Annotated in this window: 6 protein-coding genes; 1 reads left to right on the forward strand and 5 read right to left on the reverse strand. The window is 70.7% G+C overall.

Annotated features, from left to right (window positions below):
* Positions 1–17 precede the first annotated feature (17 nt).
* The 5 genes from GV126_RS25135 to GV126_RS25155 all read right to left on the reverse strand — a co-directional run bounded on the left by GV126_RS25135 (position 18) and on the right by GV126_RS25155 (position 15,787).
* Entirely contained in the window at positions 18–4,196 is a 4,179-nt protein-coding gene (locus tag GV126_RS25135; protein WP_159670895.1) for an Eco57I restriction-modification methylase domain-containing protein, read from the reverse strand.
* Positions 4,196–7,141 carry a DEAD/DEAH box helicase gene (locus GV126_RS25140; protein ID WP_159670898.1) on the reverse strand — a complete coding sequence of 982 codons (2,946 nt, stop codon included), beginning with the start codon at positions 7,139–7,141 and terminating at the stop codon, positions 4,196–4,198. The genes GV126_RS25135 and GV126_RS25140 overlap by 1 nt, the downstream gene beginning before the upstream one ends.
* Positions 7,142–7,181: 40 nt before the next feature.
* Positions 7,182–13,514: a protein kinase domain-containing protein gene (locus tag GV126_RS25145; RefSeq protein WP_159670901.1), complete on the reverse strand. Its 6,333-nt coding sequence runs from the start codon at positions 13,512–13,514 to the stop codon at positions 7,182–7,184.
* 253 nt (positions 13,515–13,767) lie between these two features.
* Positions 13,768–15,297, reverse strand: coding sequence for a helix-turn-helix domain-containing protein (locus GV126_RS25150; RefSeq protein WP_159670904.1), 1,530 nt, complete (start codon positions 15,295–15,297; stop codon positions 13,768–13,770).
* A 130-nt stretch (positions 15,298–15,427) separates the two neighbouring features.
* Positions 15,428–15,787 (reverse strand): hypothetical protein, encoded by a 360-nt coding sequence (locus GV126_RS25155; protein WP_201299872.1) that lies wholly within the window; start codon positions 15,785–15,787, stop codon positions 15,428–15,430.
* Positions 15,788–16,122: 335 nt separating this feature from the next.
* On the opposite strand from GV126_RS25155, the gene GV126_RS25160 reads away from it, so the two are divergent.
* Positions 16,123–18,933: an aconitate hydratase gene (locus GV126_RS25160; RefSeq protein WP_185948160.1), complete on the forward strand. Its 2,811-nt coding sequence runs from the start codon at positions 16,123–16,125 to the stop codon at positions 18,931–18,933.
* Positions 18,934–19,097 lie beyond the last annotated feature (164 nt).

A 19,097-nucleotide genomic window follows, 5' to 3' on the forward strand; every position in this document is an offset into this window, starting at 1 on the left:
TGGTGTCGCCTCCTCGGTCAGTCGTGCCGGGGGCCCTGGCCGGGAGGCGGGGTAAGGGTCGAGCGGTAGGTGCCGCCCTCGCCCTCGACGAGCGGGTTCTCCAGGGTGAGGCCGGCAGCGGCCATGCGGTCGTACTCAGCGAGGACCAGCCGCTTGGTGCGGTACTCGCCGTACTTGGCGATCTCGTTGTTCTTCAGGCCGCCCGACTCCGACTGGAAGGACTCCAGGACGTAGTCGGTGTCCTCGCGGGAAATGCCGTAGAGGTGGAAGAAGAACGCGTCCAGCTCTGCGCGCAGTTGGGCGCGGCGGTCCTCGTCCCACCGGAACGGCTCGCCCTCGTCACCCAGATCGCGGGCAAGCGGGGTCATGTCACAGGCCGTGTAGACGAGTTCGAGTACGCGAGGGAGCAGGAAGGGGACGTGGGGTTCGAGCTGTGCGGGGGTGGGGACGGGAAGCTGCTTCCAGATGAAGAGCTTCATATGGGCGTCGCTGATCTTCTGACGGCTCACGAAGTCGAAGACCAGGGAGGACTGGGTGGCGACCAGGGCCGCAACCAGCGGAGGCGCGACGCGCGGCAGCATCAGGGGGAAAGTGTGCAGCGCAGCCACCCGAGGAATGAAGGCCGGAATGGCGGTTCGTTCATTGGTTGAAGCGGTCACATCGCACCAGCCGCACAGCCAGTCGTGTTCCCAGCGTGCTTCTGCAAGACGCATGCTGACGCCGGGTACCTCGACCTCTCGGCCATTCCGCTCCGTCAAGATCGTTCCAGTGTCCTGAATCCAGTTGAGAGGCAGGGACTGTCGCGTCGGGTCTTGAAGCTCGTTCACAGACAGATACCTGGGCTGATTCTGCCGGTTGACAGCGGTCGCGCTCTTGATGACGTCGGCAGCCCGATGATTGAAGAAGTCGACCATCTTGGCTTCGTACAGAGGCAGCATGCGTTCGTCGCCGCGCACGAACGCGTTGCCTTGTAGCTGCCAGCCCTCCTCTTCCAGGTCGGCGCGTGTGCGGAGAATGTCCCTGTCGTTGGCGCTGCGGAAGATGTACTTGAAGTCGATTCTCCAGGGGTTGCCGTCTCGCGCTGTTTCGTTCTGCAGTACCGGGAAGCGCCGGTAGATCTCTGTTGTGAGATTTGCGTCCCGCCGGTTGCGGAAGATCGGCAAGGTCCCAGTGTTCGGATTGATCAGCGCAAGGTCTTCCGGTGCCACCGTGAAGACATTTTCGGGGTTGTCGAGGTCGGTGATGTCGGAGAGGAAGAAGCCGAAGCGCGCGGCGGCCTCCCGCTGGGCTCGGCCGGTAAGTGAAAGCAGGCAAAACTTATATCCAGGGTGGACACTTTCGAACCACTTGCCTCCCTTAGGCAACGCAGGGGATGTGGGGCGCCGATTCTCGAAGTCCAGCAGCGACGCCAGTACTCCCCTGCGTACGAAGTCGCCGAACAGGAACTGCCCGCCGGCGTTGGTGGCGATAGCAGTCGGGATGATGGAGCCGAAGCGGCCAGTTGGACTGCACACGTTTGAGAAGAGCTCAGTGAACAGTTGGTCCGTCTGGAGCTTGGTAACGCCCCCAGCGGTGAGCCCTTGCGCGCACAAGGGGAAGACACCTGAGTTCGCCGCGAACATGAAGGTGGACTTCAGCGTCCGGCGAGCGGTCTGGTATCGCTCCGCTTCCGTCGGGTTCCTTTGAAGCCACTCAGTGATCCGCTTGCGCATGGCAGCACCCGTCAATTCTGCGATGGACGGTTCCACCACACTGAAGTACTTCTTGTCCTCGAACTCGGAACGATCCCACGGCGGGTTGCCGACCACGCACGAGAACCCGCCGGCCCACCCCGTCGCCGGGTCGACCGCGCCCGTGTCCGCGGAGGCGGCGCCGTCCTCCGGGACCGTGAAGATCTCGGGGAACTCCAGGTGCCAGTGGAAAAAGGCGTACTGCTTACGCAGGCGCGCGATCTCGTCGTGCACCGACTGCGGGGCCGCGTCGCCTGCGGGGTCCTCCAGGTCCCGGAACACCTTGTGGGTGATGGCCGGCGGCGCGTCCTCGCGCTTGACCCAGACGAACGCCGCGCACCAGGCGTCCGCCAGGTGCAGGGCGTGCCGGTACTCGTCCGATGCGGACCAGTCCCGGTAGGCGGCCTCCTTGCGGCGGACGTCGGCGAGGTTGTCGTCCGGGGAGGCGGTGATCCGGCGCAGGCCCCGGGCGAAGGAGGCGTTGGCGACCTTCGTCTCCGTCTCGGTCTCGAACAGGCTGCCCTGGCCCTTGCGTTCCTCCGTGTTGCGGTTGAGCAGCTGCCGGGCCCAGGCCTCGTCGTCGCCCTCGGTCTTCTTGAACGCCCGGTCCGGGATGCCGTCCCGCATCAGGGCCGGGGTCGCGCCGATCAGGCCGTTGCCGTGCTTGATGTGCGCGTCCAGGAAGCCGAGGGGCCTGCCCGGCTCCATCGCCTCCAGCCAGAGGGACACCTTGGCGAGTTCGACCGCCATCGGGTTGAGGTCCACGCCGTACACGCAGCGGGAGACGACCTCGTGGCGGGCGTGGCGCACCGACTCGGCCGTGGGCTCGGGGTTGCGGTCGCGGACGGCGGCGACGCGCTTGGCGATACGGCGGGCGGCCGCCACGAGGAAGTGGCCCGAACCGCAGGCGGGGGCGCAGACCGTGAGCGAGAGGAGTTCCTCGACGATCGCGTCCGAGGGGTCCGGGTGGCCCTCGGCGCTCGCGCGCCGCTCCCCCCGCTTGACGGCGTCGTCTATCACCGGGTCCAGCGTCGAGTCGAGCAGAGTCTCGGTGAGCTCGGTCGGGGTGTAGTAACTGCCGGTCTTCTTGCGGTCGTTGCCGATACGGTCGATCAGCTCGAAGGTGCGGTCGGCGGCGCTGTGCTTGGGCACCAGCTCCAGCAGCGCCTCGTAGACGGAGCCGAGTTCCTCGGCGCCCATGTGCTGGTAGTCGACGGGGCGCCAGCGGGCGGAACCGGCGTCGCGCACGCGGGCCAGGTGCTTGACCGCCTCGAAGAGGTGGCGGTTGGCCAGGCGCGCACCGTGCAGCGGCTCGTCGGCGGGGGTGTCGTTGAACAGTCCGCCGAGTCCCTTCAGGCCCAGCTCGGGGCGGCCCTCCTCGGAGCCCAGCGCCTCGATGAGCAGGTTCAGGGCGCGGTACCGGTCGTCGTGAGCGGTGCCCAGGCGGCGCAGGGCGTGGCGGCGCAGGCGGGCCGTGGAGAAGTAGCGGGTGAAGCGGTCGCGGGTCACCTCGTCCGCCGCCGGGTCCAGCAGGGCGCCCCGGTCCTCGGCGACGAAGAGGAAGATCATGCGGTAGACGAGCCGGAGCAGAGCCGTCTGGAAGGCATGGACGTCCAGGTTCTCGCGCAGCTTGTGGTTCTGCGGGTGGCTCAGGAAACCGGTGCCGAGGACGGTGAGGGCCGCCTGCACGCCGTCGCGGAAGTGGTCGAGCGCGCGGCTGCCGGACTCGATGGCGACCGTCCGCCACTTCTCCAGCCAGCACCCCGAAGGCGCCGCCCCCTCCGGCACCTCGAACCGCGATGCGTGCAGCAGGCTGTACAGCAGCACGAATTCGCTGAACAGCTCGCCGTCGAACAGCGCCTCCAGGTCGAACTCGACGTACGCGGCCGTGGAGAAGGACGACGAGTCGCGCAGCAGGCGCAGGCGGCGGCCGTTGGTGAGGATCGCCCACAGGTGGGCCTCGGTGCGGTTGAGGCAGTCCTGAAGCATGGACTGGGGCGGGACCTGGCCGGGGGCCGGGCGCTTGTCCAGTTCCTGGTTCCAGGGGATCAGGTGGATGAGCGCCGGGCCGTGGCGGTGGGAGACTGGGAACCGCTTCTCCGGGTCGGAGTCGGCGGGGATGCCCGCCGCGCCGACCTCCGTCAGGGCGCCGAAGTCCAGCTTGCGGAAGAGCTGGGCGAGCCAGTCGGTGCCGGCGCGGCCGGTCGGGTCGGCGGCGGGAGCCCCGGTGTTCGGGTCGGAGGGGAGGGCCGTGCGCAGGTCGCGCCAGAGCGGCTTGAGGTACTCCCAGGCGCGCTCGGCCTCGTCGCGCACGGGGACCGACGCGGGCAGGCCGTAGTCGGCGGGCTTGGTGCCCGGCAGGTTCCGTGCCTCGGCGATGCGCAGGAGCATGTCGGCGGGGAGCAGTCCGCCGACGGTGGTGACGGCGGTGAAGGCCAGGGTGGTGCGGGCGGCGGCGACGGGCATCAGGCTTCGGCTCCGGACACGGTAGAGGCGGGCTGCGGCAGGTAGACGTACACGCCGAGGACGTCGGCGGGCTCCTGCGGGACGACCTTCAGGCCGCGGACGATCTCCTCGTTGGCCTTGCGCACCCGGCGGTGCGAGGCGTCGAGTTCGGCGGCGAGAGCTTTGCCGTACTCGGTGAGGTGGGCGGACAGGTCCGGCAGGCCGTCCAGAGCACGGGTGATGGCGTTGCGGGCCATCTGCTCGTGCGTGTTGGCGGTGGCACGGGCCGCCAGGAGCGCGGTGGCAGCGTCGTCGTCCAGCCAGCGGGCGCGCGACGGCATGCCCTCGAAGGCGAGCAGGCGGGCGTCCTCCGCGACCAGCTGCCGCTCGCCGGAACGGGACGGCAGCGTGAGGTGGAAGCGGTAGCGGACCAGCAGCAGCGTGGTGCGGGTCGCCACCGCGTCCGTCGTGACCACACCGCAGCGGCGGGCCGGGCGGGGGCCGGGAGTGTTCGCGTCGAGCGCCGAGTCCAGGACATACGAGGCGATGGCGGCGATCGCCGGGTCGGTGCGGACCAGCGCCGCCTCGCCGCGGGCGATCGCCGGCGACGTACGGACCGGGATCTCCCGGTCCTCCTCGATCAGCCCGCCGCCGAGCGTGGCGGCGAGCGCGTCGCGCAGGCCGGCCGGGGCCCCGCCGAGCTGGGCGGTGAAGTCGCCGCTGCCGTCGCGGGCGTCGCGGACCAGCGCGTCCAGGTCGCGCAGCGCCTCCAGGGCGAACTCGCGCACCTCGTCGGCGCCGCCGAGCGCGGCCCGTACGGCGGCGACCTCGCGGGCCACCTCCTCCGGGTGGATGGCACGCTGCGCGTACTTCGAGCGGGAGGTCTTCTCCCGCTCCGCGGCCGAGGTCCACTCGCGTTCGATACGGTCGAAGGACTCCTGGTGACCGGGCAGCTCGAACAGGCTCTCCTGGCTGCCCTGCCGGCCGTGCAGCAGCAGCCACTCGACCACGGCGTCGGTGACGCCGGACGCCGTCTCGTCGGGGACGGAGACGGAGATGCCGAGGTCCTTCTTGATCTGCCGGTGCTTCTTGAACAGCACCTCCAGGACCTTGCCGTCGATGCCGTTGTCCTCGCCGTACATGGTGATGACACGGACCTGGTCGCGCTTCTGCCCGTAGCGGTCGACGCGACCCTCCCGCTGGTCGTGGCGGGTGGGGTTCCACGCCAGGTCGTAGTGGACGACGGCGTCGAAGTAGTGCTGGAGGTTGACGCCCTCGGCAAGGCAGTCCGTGGCGATCAGCACGCGGCGGACGGCGGGGTCGCCGGCCTCCTCGGCGGAGTCGGCGGCGAGCTGCTCGATGCGCTCCAGACGCTGCTGCGGGGAGAGCATGCCGGTCACCGAGGCGATCTTCGTCTTCTTGCCGAGCTTGCCCTCCAGCTGCTCGGCGAGGTACTCGGCGGTCGGGATGTAGCGGCAGAAGACGATCGGGTGGTAGCCGTCGGCGATCAGGCCCTTCAAGTGACGGATGAGCGCCTTCAGTTTCGCGTCCTGCGCCGGACCCACCAACTGCGCGGCCCGCTCGGACAGTTCCAGCAGCCGGGCGCCCGCCTCCTCGGACTCGGCGGCGCCCGGCGCGACGTCCATGCCTTCCAGGCGGTCGTTCTCGGCCGAGTCCGCGGCGACCGGAGAGCCCAGCGCGTCCGCCTCCTGCGCGGTGCGGGCGGCGGCGGACTCGGACCGCGTCTTCAGGGTCTGGGCGGCGGCCGCGGGGGAGGACACCATCGAGCGCAGCAGCGCGATCACCGACCACCAGGCGATCCGGGACTCCCGCTTGCCCTGCTCCCCGGCCGCCGCGACCCGGTCCCGCGCGTAGGCGATGGCGTCGTCGAGCAGCGCCCGGTAGGCGGGCGTCAGCTTGTACGGCTCGTCCTTGGTCCAGCGGTCGGACGGGAAGGCCGTCCGCTCCGCGAGGGAGTCGTCGGCGAGACCGTCCTCCTTGGTGAGGTAGTCGCGGACGTCGGCGCGCTTGCGGGCCACGAAGTGCTCGGCGAGCTTCGCGCGCCCCGCCGGGGAGTCCAGGTCCAGCGTGGCCAGCTCGGGCCGCACCAGGCCGAGCAGGTTGCGGAACGCGGACTCCTTGCCGGAGTGCGGGGTCGCGGTCAGCAGGAGCAGGTGCCGGTCCGCCTTGGCGGAGACCCTGCGCAGCAGCTCGTAGCGGAGCTGGTTCGCCGCGGACGACGTGCCGCCCTGCGCGGAGTCGTCCGCGGCCACACAGGTGTGCGCCTCGTCGACGATCACCAGGTCGGGGCAGTGGCGTACGAAGTCCTCGCGGTGCCGGGTCGACTTGATGAAGTCCGTCGAGATGATCGTGTACGGGTGCCTGTCGAACAGGGACTGGCCCAGCTCCAGGCCGCGCTCCAGACGGGACACGGTGGACGCCAGGACCAGTTCGGCGTCGATGCCGAACTTCTCCCGCAGCTCGGACTGCCACTGCTCGGCCAGCGCGGGCGAGCACAGCACCGCCAGCCCGGACGCCTCGCCCTGGGCCAGCAGCTCCTTGGCGATCAGACCCGCCTCGACCGTCTTGCCGATGCCGACGTCGTCCGAGATCAGCAGCCGCACGGTGCGCTGCCGCAGCGCCATCAGCAGCGGCACCAGCTGGTAGGCGCGGGGCTCCACGGCGATCGACGCGAGCGAACGGAACGGGCCCGCGCCCGAGCGGAACCCGATGCGCAGCGCGGTGCGCAGCAGGCCGGCGGCCCGCTGGTCGCCCAGGTCGGCCGGGCTCGGCGCCGCGAACTCGGCGGGACGCACCTCCTCGAAGGCGGGGAAGACGGCCGCGATGTCGTCCTCGCTCCCGCCCAGGGGGCGCAGCACCAGCATGTCGGGGGCGCTCTCGGGCAGCACCACCCATTCCCGGCCACGGGCGGCGACCAGGGAGCCGGCTGTGTACGTGAGGCTCATGAGATGTCTCGGTTTCCTTGGTGTCGGCAGGGCGCGGCGGTCAGCGCAGGCGGAAGTAGGCGGCGTTGTGCTCGACGATGGTGTCCCAGTCCGCGTCCGCGGGGAACCGCAGGACGTCCCAGCCGGCGTCCTCCAGGCGGTAGCCGGCCTCGACGTCGCGGGTGGAGTCGGGCGTGCGGCCGGGAAGGTCGACGAACACGGCGAGGTGGGCGCCGTCCAGGCGGAAGACGAAGTCGGGGCGGGCCGCCGCGCCGTCGACGAAGACGTCGACCTCGTTCGGCAGCCGGTACCCCTTGGCCTTCAGCCAGCCGAGCAGATCACCCGCGGCCACGAGCGCCGCCAGATCGGCCTCCACCGGCGTCGGCGCGGCAGGCCGCGACGCGGTGGCCGGGGCGAGCCTGCGGAAGTGTTCGCTGCGGGACTCGCCGCGGTCCTCCCGCTCGGTGCGGGCCCGGGCCAGCCGTGCCAGCAGCGGGCGGGCGGCGTGCCGGCTCAGCTGCCGGTGGTGCGTCTGGTTGGCGTACGTCAGCAGGCAGGCGTAGCAGCCGCGGGCGCACTTCTCGCCGCCCTTGGGGCCGCCCTCGTCCTCGCCGGTGTCCGGGTCGAAGTGGCAGATCTCCAGGGCGGTCCGGGCGGCCTCGGCGAGGGCGTCCTTCTCGTGCTGGATCCGGCGCAGCACACCGGCACCGCCCTCGGCGGCCTCCGTGAACAGCATGCGGCGGCGCGGGCCGTCCTCCGGCGGCAGCAGCTCCGCGGTCAGTTCGGAGTCCTCCAGCTCGAACGCCGCCTCGATGCCCCGCTCCAGCGCATACAGGAAGGACAGGGCCTCCGGCTCGGGCAGCGGCTCCTCCAGGGTGACCACGAGGATGTTGCGGCGGTCCTCCACGAAGGGCAACACCCGCTTCTTGCGGCGCTTCTCGTTGCCGTCCTCGTCAACCACCGGCATGCCGGTGCCCTCGATGGCGTCCGCCGCGGCCCGGTCGTTGAGCCAGCGGCCGTCGCCCAGGTCCAGCCAGTAGCCGTCCGGCTCGCCCTCCTTGGCGCGGACACGACCCAGGTTGGTGATGCGGACGGTCGCGGAGTCGCCGTAGTCCAGGTCGAGGACGGGCGTCCCGTCGGCGTCGGTGACGTGCGAGGTCAGCCGTCCCTTGCGGGCCCCGTGGTCCTGGAAGGCGTACGACGTCTCCAGCCGGAAGCCGGCCCGGCGGCGCTCCTCCTCGTCCGAGGAGATCCGCTCGCGCGGCGTGGTGTACACGGTGTGCAGGTGGAGCAGGCCGGTGCGCTTGCCGCGCAGCTCCTCACCGCACATCGTGCACGTGTCGGTGCCCGGCTTCACGGGGTGGTGGTAGCCGCAGCCGTCGCAGCGCCTGGCCTCCGTCGTCGCCAGCTCGCCCGAGGCGTCCGGCGGCAGCTGCACGCGGGTCACCTGGTAGCGGGCGCCCTCGTGGTAGATGAGCGCGCCGGGACCGAACTCGCGGATCGCGAGGAAGCGCGGACGCTGCAGGTAGTCGCCGTCGGCGTTGCGGCGGTTGCCGGAACGCGGGATGTACGCGGCCAGCGGCAGCCGCGGGAAACTGTAGCCCGGCAGGAAGCCCTCGGAGGCCAGATACCGGTACGGGTTGAAGTCGCTCATCACCGACTTGCTGTCGACGGAGCGGTTCAGCAGCAGGTTCGTCTGCGTCTCGGCCTCCCGTCGGCGACTGCGCGCACGGCTCTGCTCGCCCGGGGACAGGGTGTGGTCGACGACGCGCTTGTTCTGCTCGTACTGGTCGATGACGGCCGCCCGGAACAGGTCCCGCCACCGGTCGAAGGCGGCGTCGAACTCCGCCGGGGCCTGCTCGACGCGGTCCTCGATCCACTCGTCGTACCACCACGTCGTCTTCTCGAACTCGGCGATCAGCGGGGCGAGGACGGTCCGGGCGGTGGCGGCGGCGCGCCTGCGGGCGTCCTCGTCCAGCGACCGGCTGAGGATGTCGGCACGCAGCGGCAGCGGCATCCGCGGGTCGGGGCGGTCACTGCCGTCGGGGTCGTAGGCGACGTCGACGACCTCCGGGATCGCGGTGCCCAGCCTCATCCCGGTCTCCGCCAGCCAGATGCCCTGCAGGTGGGAGCGGACCAGGTCCTCGTTGGCGAGGTCCAGGCGCGGCGGGGCCACCTGCCCGGACACCATGTCCTGGGAGCGGCGGAAGTAGTACTGGTCGTGGCTGTTGCCGGTCGCGCAGTACGTCGTCACCAGCGCGGGCTGTCCGGAGCGGCCCGCACGGCCCGAGCGCTGCGCGTAGTTGGCCGGCGTCGGCGGCACGTTGCGCATCAGCACGGCGTTGAGCGAGGAGATGTCCACGCCCAGTTCCATCGTCGGCGAGCAGTACAGCAGGGGCAGTTCGGCGTTACGGAACTGGCGTTCCCGCTCCAGCCGGTCCTCGGGGGCGACCTGCGCGGTGTGCTCCCGCGCGTACAGGCCGGCCAGTTCGGCGGCCGCGGTGCGGTACAGGTCGCGGAAGAACGGGTTGACGCGCGGGCCCTCGCCGCTGCTGTAGGTGCGCGCCAGCGGGTCGATCGCGCCGCGCTGACCGTCCCCGGCCCGCCAGATCAGCGCGGCGGCCGACACCCGGTAGCCGGTGCGCTTCTGCGCCGCCCGACGGCGGTACGCCGGGCCGGAGTGCTCGGGCGTCGCCTCCACCTCGCGCACCAGGTCCGCCTCCCGCAGCACCTTCAGCAGGTCCTCGATGACGCACTGGACGTCGTCGAGCGGGAGGCCGCGCAGTTCCGGCATGTTCCGCTGCAGGTACTTGCCGAACTTGCCGCGCGCCGACAGGAACTTCGCGGAGCGCTCCATGCCCGGCCGGGAGCCGTACGGGTAGACCGTTCCGACGACCGGCCGGTCGCTCTCGCTCAGCACCCACGGCCCGGTCAGGCGCTCCTCGCTCGCCCGCTGCAGGGTGTCGAAGTCGTCACGGAAGTACTGCACGTCGATGGCCAGTTCGCGCCGCATGTAGTCGAGCAGGGTGCGGGAGACCTCCTCGCGCAGTGCCGGATCGGCGTCGCGCAGCACGGCGTGCGCGGACTGCCAGCGCTCGGGGTGCGCCGCGACCCAGCCGAGGTCCTCGTAGTCGATGCGCAGCAGACCCGTCTGCTCCAGGTTCGGCATGGTGATGCGCCAGCCGCGCTCCAGGTCGCGGTAGAGGCGGTAGCCGACGACGTCGCGGAAGGCCTTGGTCGCCCGGCGCTCCATCGACGGCGGCAGGTCGGAGCCGGCCGCGTAGTCGCGGGGCGTGAGGCCCATGACCTCGGTGACCGCCTCCGCGAGGTCGTCATGGCGCAGCCCCTCCTCGCCCGCCTGCAGCGCGGCCTGGTACAAGGCGCCGCGCAACTGGGTGACCTGGGCGAAGTCGTTGAAGTGCCCGGCCTGCAGCGACGCGTCCTGCCGGTTGTCGACGAAGGTGAGGAGCTTGCGCGCCTCCTTGCCCAGGCTCTCCTCGGGCACCGCCCGCAGGGACTTCACGATCGACGCGGAGATCAGCGAGGTGGCAGAGGAACGCCCCTCCTGGTCGAGCGTCGCCAGCTTGGCGAAGTCACGGCCGCGGGTCTGCTCGTAGGAGACCTGGCAGTGCACGCAGAACAGGAACGGAGCCGGCACGAACGCCGCCACCAGGCCCTCGCCCGACTCGTTGCCGTAGGGATCGACGACGACGCGTTTGGGCAGCCGCGGCCTGTAGGACTTCTTGACGACCGTCACCCCCTGGGCGTCCGTCTCCAGCCACGACTCCGGAAGCCGCCGGTCGTCCACGGCCTTCTGCGGATCGGCCGGCCACTCGTAATCCTGGCCGGGCATGCCCAGGTACAGGTATCCCTCGCCGGCCCGGCCCCCGGAGGCGGAGGTGTCCCGGCGCGGCTCGTACCGGAACGCGCCGCCGTCCTCGGTGCGCCACACCGTCAGGTACTCCTGGCCGCACTCGCGGCAGAAGGCCAGCGGATACAGCGGCTTGCCGTCGCTGCCGGGCTGCTCCAGCTGGTAGGTGCGGGTCAGCGGCCGGGTCAGCGGGTCCTCAAGGGTCGTGTAGACGGTGTCGCCCTTGGAGAGGAACTGGTGCAGCCGGAAGGCGAACAGCGGCCGCTCCGTGACCGGATGCTTGGCCTGCGCCCCCGCCTCAAGCGTCGTGCGGATCGCCTCCCGCACGGTCTCCTCGGGCACGCCGGTCCGCGCGGTGAGCTCGGCCGCCGCCTCCTCCACGGTGCCCGGCGCGCGGCGGCGCAGCCGCCCCGTGCCCTCCTCGCGCTCCAGGCCGAACCGGGACTCCACCCAGCGGGCCAGCGGGTCCTTGGTCAGCGCCTCGTACGAGCGGGGCGCGGCGGGCACCCGCAGCCGCTCCGCGGGGACGGTCTCGGGGGCCTCCTCGGTCGCCCGGACCAGGGTCTCGCCGATGACGCGCTGGGGCCGCACCGTCGTACCGAACAACCGGCCGGCGACCCTGGCCACCTCGCGCTGCTGGTCCTCCCACGAGCCCTCGGTGGACATCGTCGCCGAGGTGCCGATGCACTGGAGGGTCGCCGACGCGCGGCAGGCCTCCCGCACCCGGCGGATCAGGAACGCCACGTCCGCGCCCTGCCGGCCCCGGTAGGTGTGCAGCTCGTCGAAGACGAGGAACTGCAGCCCCTCGGCCATGCGGATCAGGCTGGACCGGTCGTCCGGCCGGGTCAGCATCAGCTCCAGCATCACGTAGTTGGTCAGCAGGATGTCCGGAGGATTCCGGCGCAGCTCCCGGCGGTCCTCGTCGGACTCCTGACCGGTGTAGCGGGCGAAGGTGACCGGCTCACGGCCCTTGCCGAAGCCGTGACGCAGGTACTTCTCCAGCTCCCCGAGCTGCGAGTTGGCGAGCGCGTTCATCGGGTAGACGACGATCGCCCGCACCCGGCCGCCCGCGTCCGGCCCCGCCGCCTCGCGCTCCTTGAGCACCCGGTCCACGATCGGGACGATGTACGACAGCGACTTGCCGGAACCGGTGCCCGTGGTGAGCACGTAGGAGTCCCCGGCCTGCGCGGCCTCGATCGCCTGCCGCTGGTGCAGATGGAACGTCAGCGGGCGGCGGTCCGGGCGCGGTGAGGTCTCCTTCTTGCCCGCCTGGAAGATCTCCGCGCACTTCGGGTGCAGCACCCCGTCCCGGACGAGGTCGGTGACCTGGCCGCCGTCGGCGAAGAACGGGTTCAGCGACAGCCACGGGTCCGGCCACTGCGACTTGGCCCGCAGGTCGTCCTCGACGAAGCCGGCGATACGGGCGTCGCGGATGACCGTCGCGCTCTTGGTGAAGTTCTCGTACTCGCTGATCAGGTCGGCGTGGATGCCGAAGACGTCCATCGCCTCCGGCAGGCGCGGCTGCCTGCGCGGGGCGGGCGCGGGCGCGGCCGGCGCCGGCTCGGGGAGCAGGGCCCTCAGCCGGGCCACCGGGTCCATGGCCCGCCAGTGCGGTGCGAGCAGCCCGGCCGTGTCGTCCTGCGCGAGGGCGAGCGGGACGAGCGCCTCGCGGACCATCGCCGCGTTCTCGGGCCGGTTCTCGGCGTCCTTCTCCAACAGGCGCTCCACCAGCCGCACCAGCTCGGCGGGCAGGTCCGGGCGCACCAGGGTGAGCTGGGGCGGCTTCTCGTGCAGATGCTGCTGCGACAGCTCGTAGGGGGTCCTGGCGGAGAACGGCGGCCGTCCTATCAGCAGTTCGTACAGGATGCAGCCGAGCGCGTACAGGTCGGCCGACGCGGAGACCCGCTCGGCGCGGAACTGCTCGGGAGCCATGTACCGGGCCGTGCCCACGCTGACGCCCGTGCTGGTCAACCGCGTCTGGTCCGGATCGTCGACGACCGAACCCATGCCGAAGTCGAGGATCTTGACGGTTCCGTCGCGGGTCAGCATGGCGTTGGCCGGCTTCAGATCGCGGTGCACGACCCCCGCGGTGTGGGCCGCGGTCAGGCCCGCGGCGACCTGCGAGCCGATCGCCGCCACCCAGGAGACGGGCAGCTGGGGCTCCTCGTCGATCAGGTCCGCGAGCGGATTGCCGTCGAGCAGCTCCATCGCCAGGTAGGGCAGACCGCTGCCGCCGGGCGTCCCGTCCACACCGCCGTCGATCAGCAGCGTGAGGTTGGGGTGCCCCTGGGAGAGCATGCGCATGATCCGCACTTCGCGGCGGAAACGGTCGATCTCCTTGTTCGCCCCGGAGGCGTCGACGGCGACCCCGGTGCGGGCGCGCAGCACGGTCTTGACCGCCACCTCCTGGTGGGGGGAGTCCGGAGCGGCCTGCAGATCCCGGGCCCGGTGCACTTCCCCCATGTTGCCGCGGCCCAGGACCCCCGTGATCCGGAACCGCCCGCCGACCGTGTCCTGGCCCACTGGCCCCTCCCCGCTTCACCCGTCGCATACAAGGTGGGTACGTTCGGTAGGGAGCGTACACCCCTCCTGTTGACGAGCATCACATTCATGCGTTGACGGTGTCAACGCATGTTCTGGTCGATCGCGCACCGCTGTGTGTGCGTCCGTCCCCCGATGCCCCGTGGGCGGCCGGCGCGTCGGCCGCGCGGCCCCTCCCCGATATGCCATATCCGAGGGTGCCGCCGGAGCGCGGCGGCACCCTCGGGGAGGAGCGTCAGATGTCCCGGAAGATCTCGATCTGCGCCCCGATCGAGTTCAGCCGCTCGGCCAGGTCCTCGTACCCGCGGTTGATGACGTAGACGTTGCGCAGCACGGACGTGCCCTCCGCGGCCATCATCGCCAGCAGGACGACGACGGCGGGGCGCAGGGCGGGCGGGCACATCATCTCGGCGGCGCGCCAGCGGGTCGGGCCCTCGACCAGGACCCGGTGCGGGTCGAGCAACTGCAGGCGTCCGCCGAGGCGGTTGAGGTCGGTCAGGTAGATGGCACGGTTGTCGTAGACCCAGTCGTGGATGAGGGTCTTGCCCTGGGCGGTGGCCGCGATCGCCGCGAAGAACGGGACGTTGTCGATGTTCAGGCCGGGGAACGGCATGGGGTGGATCTTGTCGATGGGCGCCTCCAGCTTGGAGGGGCGCACGGTCAGGTCCGTCAGGCGGGTGCGGCCGTTGTCCGCGGAGTACTCGGGACTGCGGTCGTGGTCCAGGCCCATCTCCTCCAGCACCGCCAGCTCGATCTCCAGGAACTCGATCGGCACCCGGCGCACCGTCAGCTCCGACTCGGTGACGACGGCCGCGGCGAGCAGGCTCATCGCTTCCACCGGGTCCTCGGAGGGGGAGTAGTCCACGTCGACGTCGATGGTCGGCACGCCGTGCACGGTGAGCGTGGTGGTGCCGATGCCCTCGACCCGCACGCCCAGCGCCTCCAGGAAGAAGCACAGGTCCTGGACCATGTAGTTGGAGGAGGCGTTGCGGATGACGGTCACGCCGTCGTGGCGGGCCGCCGCCAGCAGCGCGTTCTCGGTCACGGTGTCGCCGCGCTCGGTCAGCACGATGGGGCGCTCGGGGCGGACCGTGCGGTCCACCCGGGCGTGGTACTGGCCCTCGGTGGCCGCGATCTCCAGGCCGAACCGGCGCAGCGCGATCATGTGCGGCTCGATGGTGCGGGTGCCCAGGTCGCAGCCGCCCGCGTAGGGCAGCTTGAAGCGGTCCATGCGGTGCAGCAGCGGGCCGAAGAACATGATGATGGAGCGGGTGCGCACGGCGGCCTCGGCGTCGATGGCGTCCAGGTCCAGTTCGGCCGGCGGCACGATCTCCAGGTCGACGCCGTCGTTGATCCAGCGGGTGCGCACCCCGATGGAGCCGAGCACCTCCAGGAGCCGGTACACCTCCTCGATCCGGGCCACCCGGCGCAGCACCGTGCGGCCCTTGTTCAGCAGCGAGGCGCACAGCAGGGCCACGCACGCGTTCTTGCTCGTCTTGACGTCGATGGAGCCGGACAGCCGGCGGCCGCCGACCACCCGCAGGTGCATCGGGCCCGCGTAGCCCAGGGACACGATCTCGCTGTCCAGGGCCTCACCGATCCGGGCGATCATCTCAAGGCTGATGTTCTGGTTGCCGCGCTCGATGCGATTGACGGCGCTCTGGCTGGTGCCGAGCGCCTCGGCGAGCTGAGCCTGCGTCCAGCCGCGGTGCTGGCGGGCGTCACGGATGAGCTTGCCGATGCGTACGAGGTAGTCGTCTGCCATGAGGTTGAGGTTATCTCAGATATGAGATGGCGCTTGTTGAGGGGGTCCGTTCGGGTGATGGCGTGTCAGTCGACCGGCGGGGGGGCGTGTTTCGCCGAATTGCCGAGGGGGGGGGGAGCCTGCTGTCCGATTACCCCTGTTTGGCGTATTGATGGGCGAAGTGGACGGACTCGTCGAAGGGGAGGGCGAACAGCGCCTGTCCCGTGTGGGCCGGTACGGCGGGACCGAGGGTGTAGCGCCGGCGCTCGGTGGCGCCGTCCTCGTCGCGCAGCTCCAGCAGGCCGGGTCGCGGGCAGTGCCACCGAAAGCGGGCGACGTCGTCGCCGGCGAGGTGCGCGACGGTCGCGCTGCCGCGCCCGTCGGCGTGGAACTCCAGTTCCGAGCACTCCATGACGCCGTACTCGAAGGGGGCGCTGCTCCAGTGGCCGACGAGGGCGGCGTCCCGCTCCCCGGGGCGGTCGTCCGGCATGGGCCGATCCTCGTCCGTCACGGGTCGATCATCGTCCGCCCTGGGTCGATCGTCGTCGGCCATGGGTCGATCGTCGTCCGTCATGGGCTGATCCTCGCAGGCGGCGGCGTGAGGCGCGGTGGTGTGAGGCACGCCACCGCGGCCCGGCGGGCCCGGTGCGCTCCGGGCATGACCATCCGGCCCCCATGTACTAGAGTTATCTCGACATCGAGATATCTGCCGAGAGCGCCGCAGTCGCCACCCCCGGTAAGGGTTGCCTAACTTAGGTTCACCTTAGCGGACCGGCCCAGATGCCGTGGCGGCACCCCGCGGCGGGAGCCGCATATGGTTTGCGGTGTGGTGGTACGCGCACATCAATGAAGGAGACTGTCGTGTCGGCGAACAGCTTCGACGCCCGCAGCACGCTGCAGGTGGGCGACGAGTCGTACGAGATCTTCCGGCTTGACAAGGTCGAGGGCTCGGCCCGACTGCCTTACAGCCTGAAGGTCCTGCTGGAGAACCTCCTGCGCACCGAGGACGGCGCGAACATCACCGCCGACCACATCCGCGCCCTCGGCACCTGGGACTCCCAGGCCCAGCCGTCGCAGGAGATCCAGTTCACGCCGGCCCGCGTGATCATGCAGGACTTCACCGGCGTGCCCTGTGTCGTCGACCTCGCCACCATGCGCGAGGCCGTCAAGGAGCTCGGCGGCGACCCGGCGAAGATCAACCCGCTGGCCCCGGCCGAGCTGGTCATCGACCACTCCGTCATCGCCGACAAGTTCGGCACCCCGGACTCCTTCAAGCAGAACGTGGAGCTGGAGTACGGCCGCAACAAGGAGCGCTACCAGTTCCTGCGCTGGGGCCAGACCGCCTTCGACGAGTTCAAGGTCGTCCCGCCCGGCACCGGCATCGTCCACCAGGTGAACATCGAGCACCTGGCCCGCGTCGTCATGGTCCGCGACGGCAAGGCCTACCCCGACACCCTGGTGGGCACCGACTCGCACACCACCATGGTCAACGGCCTCGGCGTCCTCGGCTGGGGCGTCGGCGGCATCGAGGCCGAGGCCGCCATGCTCGGCCAGCCGGTCTCCATGCTGATCCCGCGCGTGGTCGGCTTCAAGCTCACCGGCGAGCTGCCCACCGGCACCACCGCCACCGACCTGGTGCTCACCATCACCGAGATGCTGCGCAAGCACGGTGTGGTCGGCAAGTTCGTCGAGTTCTACGGCGAGGGCGTGGCCGCGACCTCCCTGGCCAACCGCGCCACCATCGGCAACATGTCGCCGGAGTTCGGCTCCACCGCCGCGATCTTCCCGATCGACGACGAGACCATCAACTACCTGCGCCTGACCGGCCGCTCCGAGCAGCAGATCGCGCTCGTCGAGGCCTACGCCAAGGAGCAGGGCCTCTGGCTGGACCCGAACGCCGAGCCGGACTACTCCGAGAAGCTCGAGCTGGACCTGTCCACCGTCGTGCCCTCCATCGCCGGCCCGAAGCGCCCGCAGGACCGCATCGTCCTGGCCCAGGCCGCCGAGCAGTTCACCAGCGACGTCCTCAACTACGTCCAGGCCCAGACCACCGGCACCGGCACCCTCGCCTCCCCGGTCGACGAGGCCAGCGACGAGTCCTTCCCGGCCAGCGACGCCCCGGCCTACGGCCACCAGGAGAACGGCGCCGGCGCCCCGCAGCACTCCGCCGTCGTCCCCGGCCCCGGCCCGTCCAACCCGGTGACCGTCGAGGCCGCCGACGGCACGACCTACACCCTGGACCACGGCGCGGTCACGGTGGCGGCCATCACCTCGTGCACCAACACCTCCAACCCGTACGTCATGGTCGCCGCCGCGCTGGTGGCCAAGAAGGCGGTGGAGAAGGGCCTGACCCGCAAGCCGTGGGTCAAGACCACGCTGGCGCCGGGCTCCAAGGTCGTCATGGACTACTACGACAAGGCCGGCCTGACCCCGTACCTGGACAAGCTGGGCTTCAACCTCGTCGGCTACGGCTGCACCACCTGCATCGGCAACTCCGGCCCGCTGCCGGAGGAGGTCTCCAAGGCCGTCAACGACAACGACCTCGCCGTCGTCTCGGTGCTGTCCGGCAACCGCAACTTCGAGGGCCGGATCAACCCCGACGTCAAGATGAACTACCTGGCGTCCCCGCCGCTGGTCGTCGCCTACGCCATCGCCGGCTCCATGAAGGTGGACATCACCAAGGACGCCCTGGGCACCGACAAGGACGGCAACCCCGTCTACCTGAAGGACATCTGGCCGAGCGAGTCCGAGGTCAACGACGTCGTCGCCAACGCCATCGGCGAGGACATGTTCTCCAAGTCCTACAGCGACGTCTTCGCCGGCGACGCCCAGTGGCAGTCGCTGCCCGTCCCGACCGGCGACACCTTCGAGTGGGACCCGGAGTCCACCTACGTCCGCAAGCCCCCGTACTTCGAGGGCATGACGATGGAGCCGGCCCCGGTCGAGGACATCACCGGCGCCCGGGTGCTCGCCAAGCTGGGCGACTCGGTCACCACCGACCACATCTCCCCGGCCGGCGCCATCAAGGCCGACACCCCGGCCGGCAAGTACCTCACGGAGCACGGCGTCGAGCGCCGCGACTTCAACAGCTACGGCTCCCGCCGCGGCAACCACGAGGTCATGATCCGCGGTACGTTCGCCAACATCCGCCTGCGCAACCAGATCGCGCCGGGCACCGAGGGCGGCTACACGCGTGACTTCACGCAGGAGGGCGGCCCGGTCTCCTTCATCTACGACGCCTCGCGCAACTACATCGCGCAGAACATCCCGCTGGTCGTCCTGGCCGGCAAGGAGTACGGCTCCGGCTCCTCGCGCGACTGGGCCGCGAAGGGCACCGCGCTGCTGGGCGTCAAGGCCGTCATCGCCGAGTCCTACGAGCGCATCCACCGCTCCAACCTGATCGGCATGGGCGTGCTGCCGCTGCAGTTCCCCGAGGGCGCCTCGGCCGAGTCCCTCGGCCTGACCGGCGAGGAGACCTTCTCCATCACCGGCGTCACCGAGCTGAACGACGGCACCACGCCGCGCACGGTGAAGGTGACCACCGACACCGGTGTCGAGTTCGACGCGGTCGTCCGCATCGACACCCCCGGTGAGGCGGACTACTACCGCAACGGCGGCATCATGCAGTACGTGCTGCGCAGCCTGATCCGCAAGTAACGGCGGCGAGCACCACACGGTGGGCCGCATCCCCGGCGACGGGGGTGCGGCCCACCGCGCATGGTGCAGATGTGTTTCGTGCGCGAGGCGTTTACAGCCGCCGCCGTCCGCGCTACCTTCGGCCACAGGCGAGGTGGGAGCGCTCCCATCGAGGCGGACCGGAC

The sequence above is a fragment of the Streptomyces mexicanus genome (genome assembly GCF_902506575.1).
Taxonomy (GTDB): domain Bacteria; phylum Actinomycetota; class Actinomycetes; order Streptomycetales; family Streptomycetaceae; genus Streptomyces; species Streptomyces mexicanus.

Bases quoted from the DNA above. Each gene is read 5' to 3' on its own strand.
- GV126_RS25140 (WP_159670898.1), bottom strand. From the start codon at position 7,141: ATGAGCCTCACGTACACAGCCGGCTCCCTGGTCGCCGCCCGTGGCCGG.
- GV126_RS25150 (WP_159670904.1), bottom strand. From the start codon at position 15,297: ATGGCAGACGACTACCTCGTACGCATCGGCAAGCTCATCCGTGACGCC.
- GV126_RS25135 (WP_159670895.1), bottom strand. From the start codon at position 4,196: ATGCCCGTCGCCGCCGCCCGCACCACCCTGGCCTTCACCGCCGTCACC.
- GV126_RS25160 (WP_185948160.1), top strand. From the start codon at position 16,123: ATGAAGGAGACTGTCGTGTCGGCGAACAGCTTCGACGCCCGCAGCACG.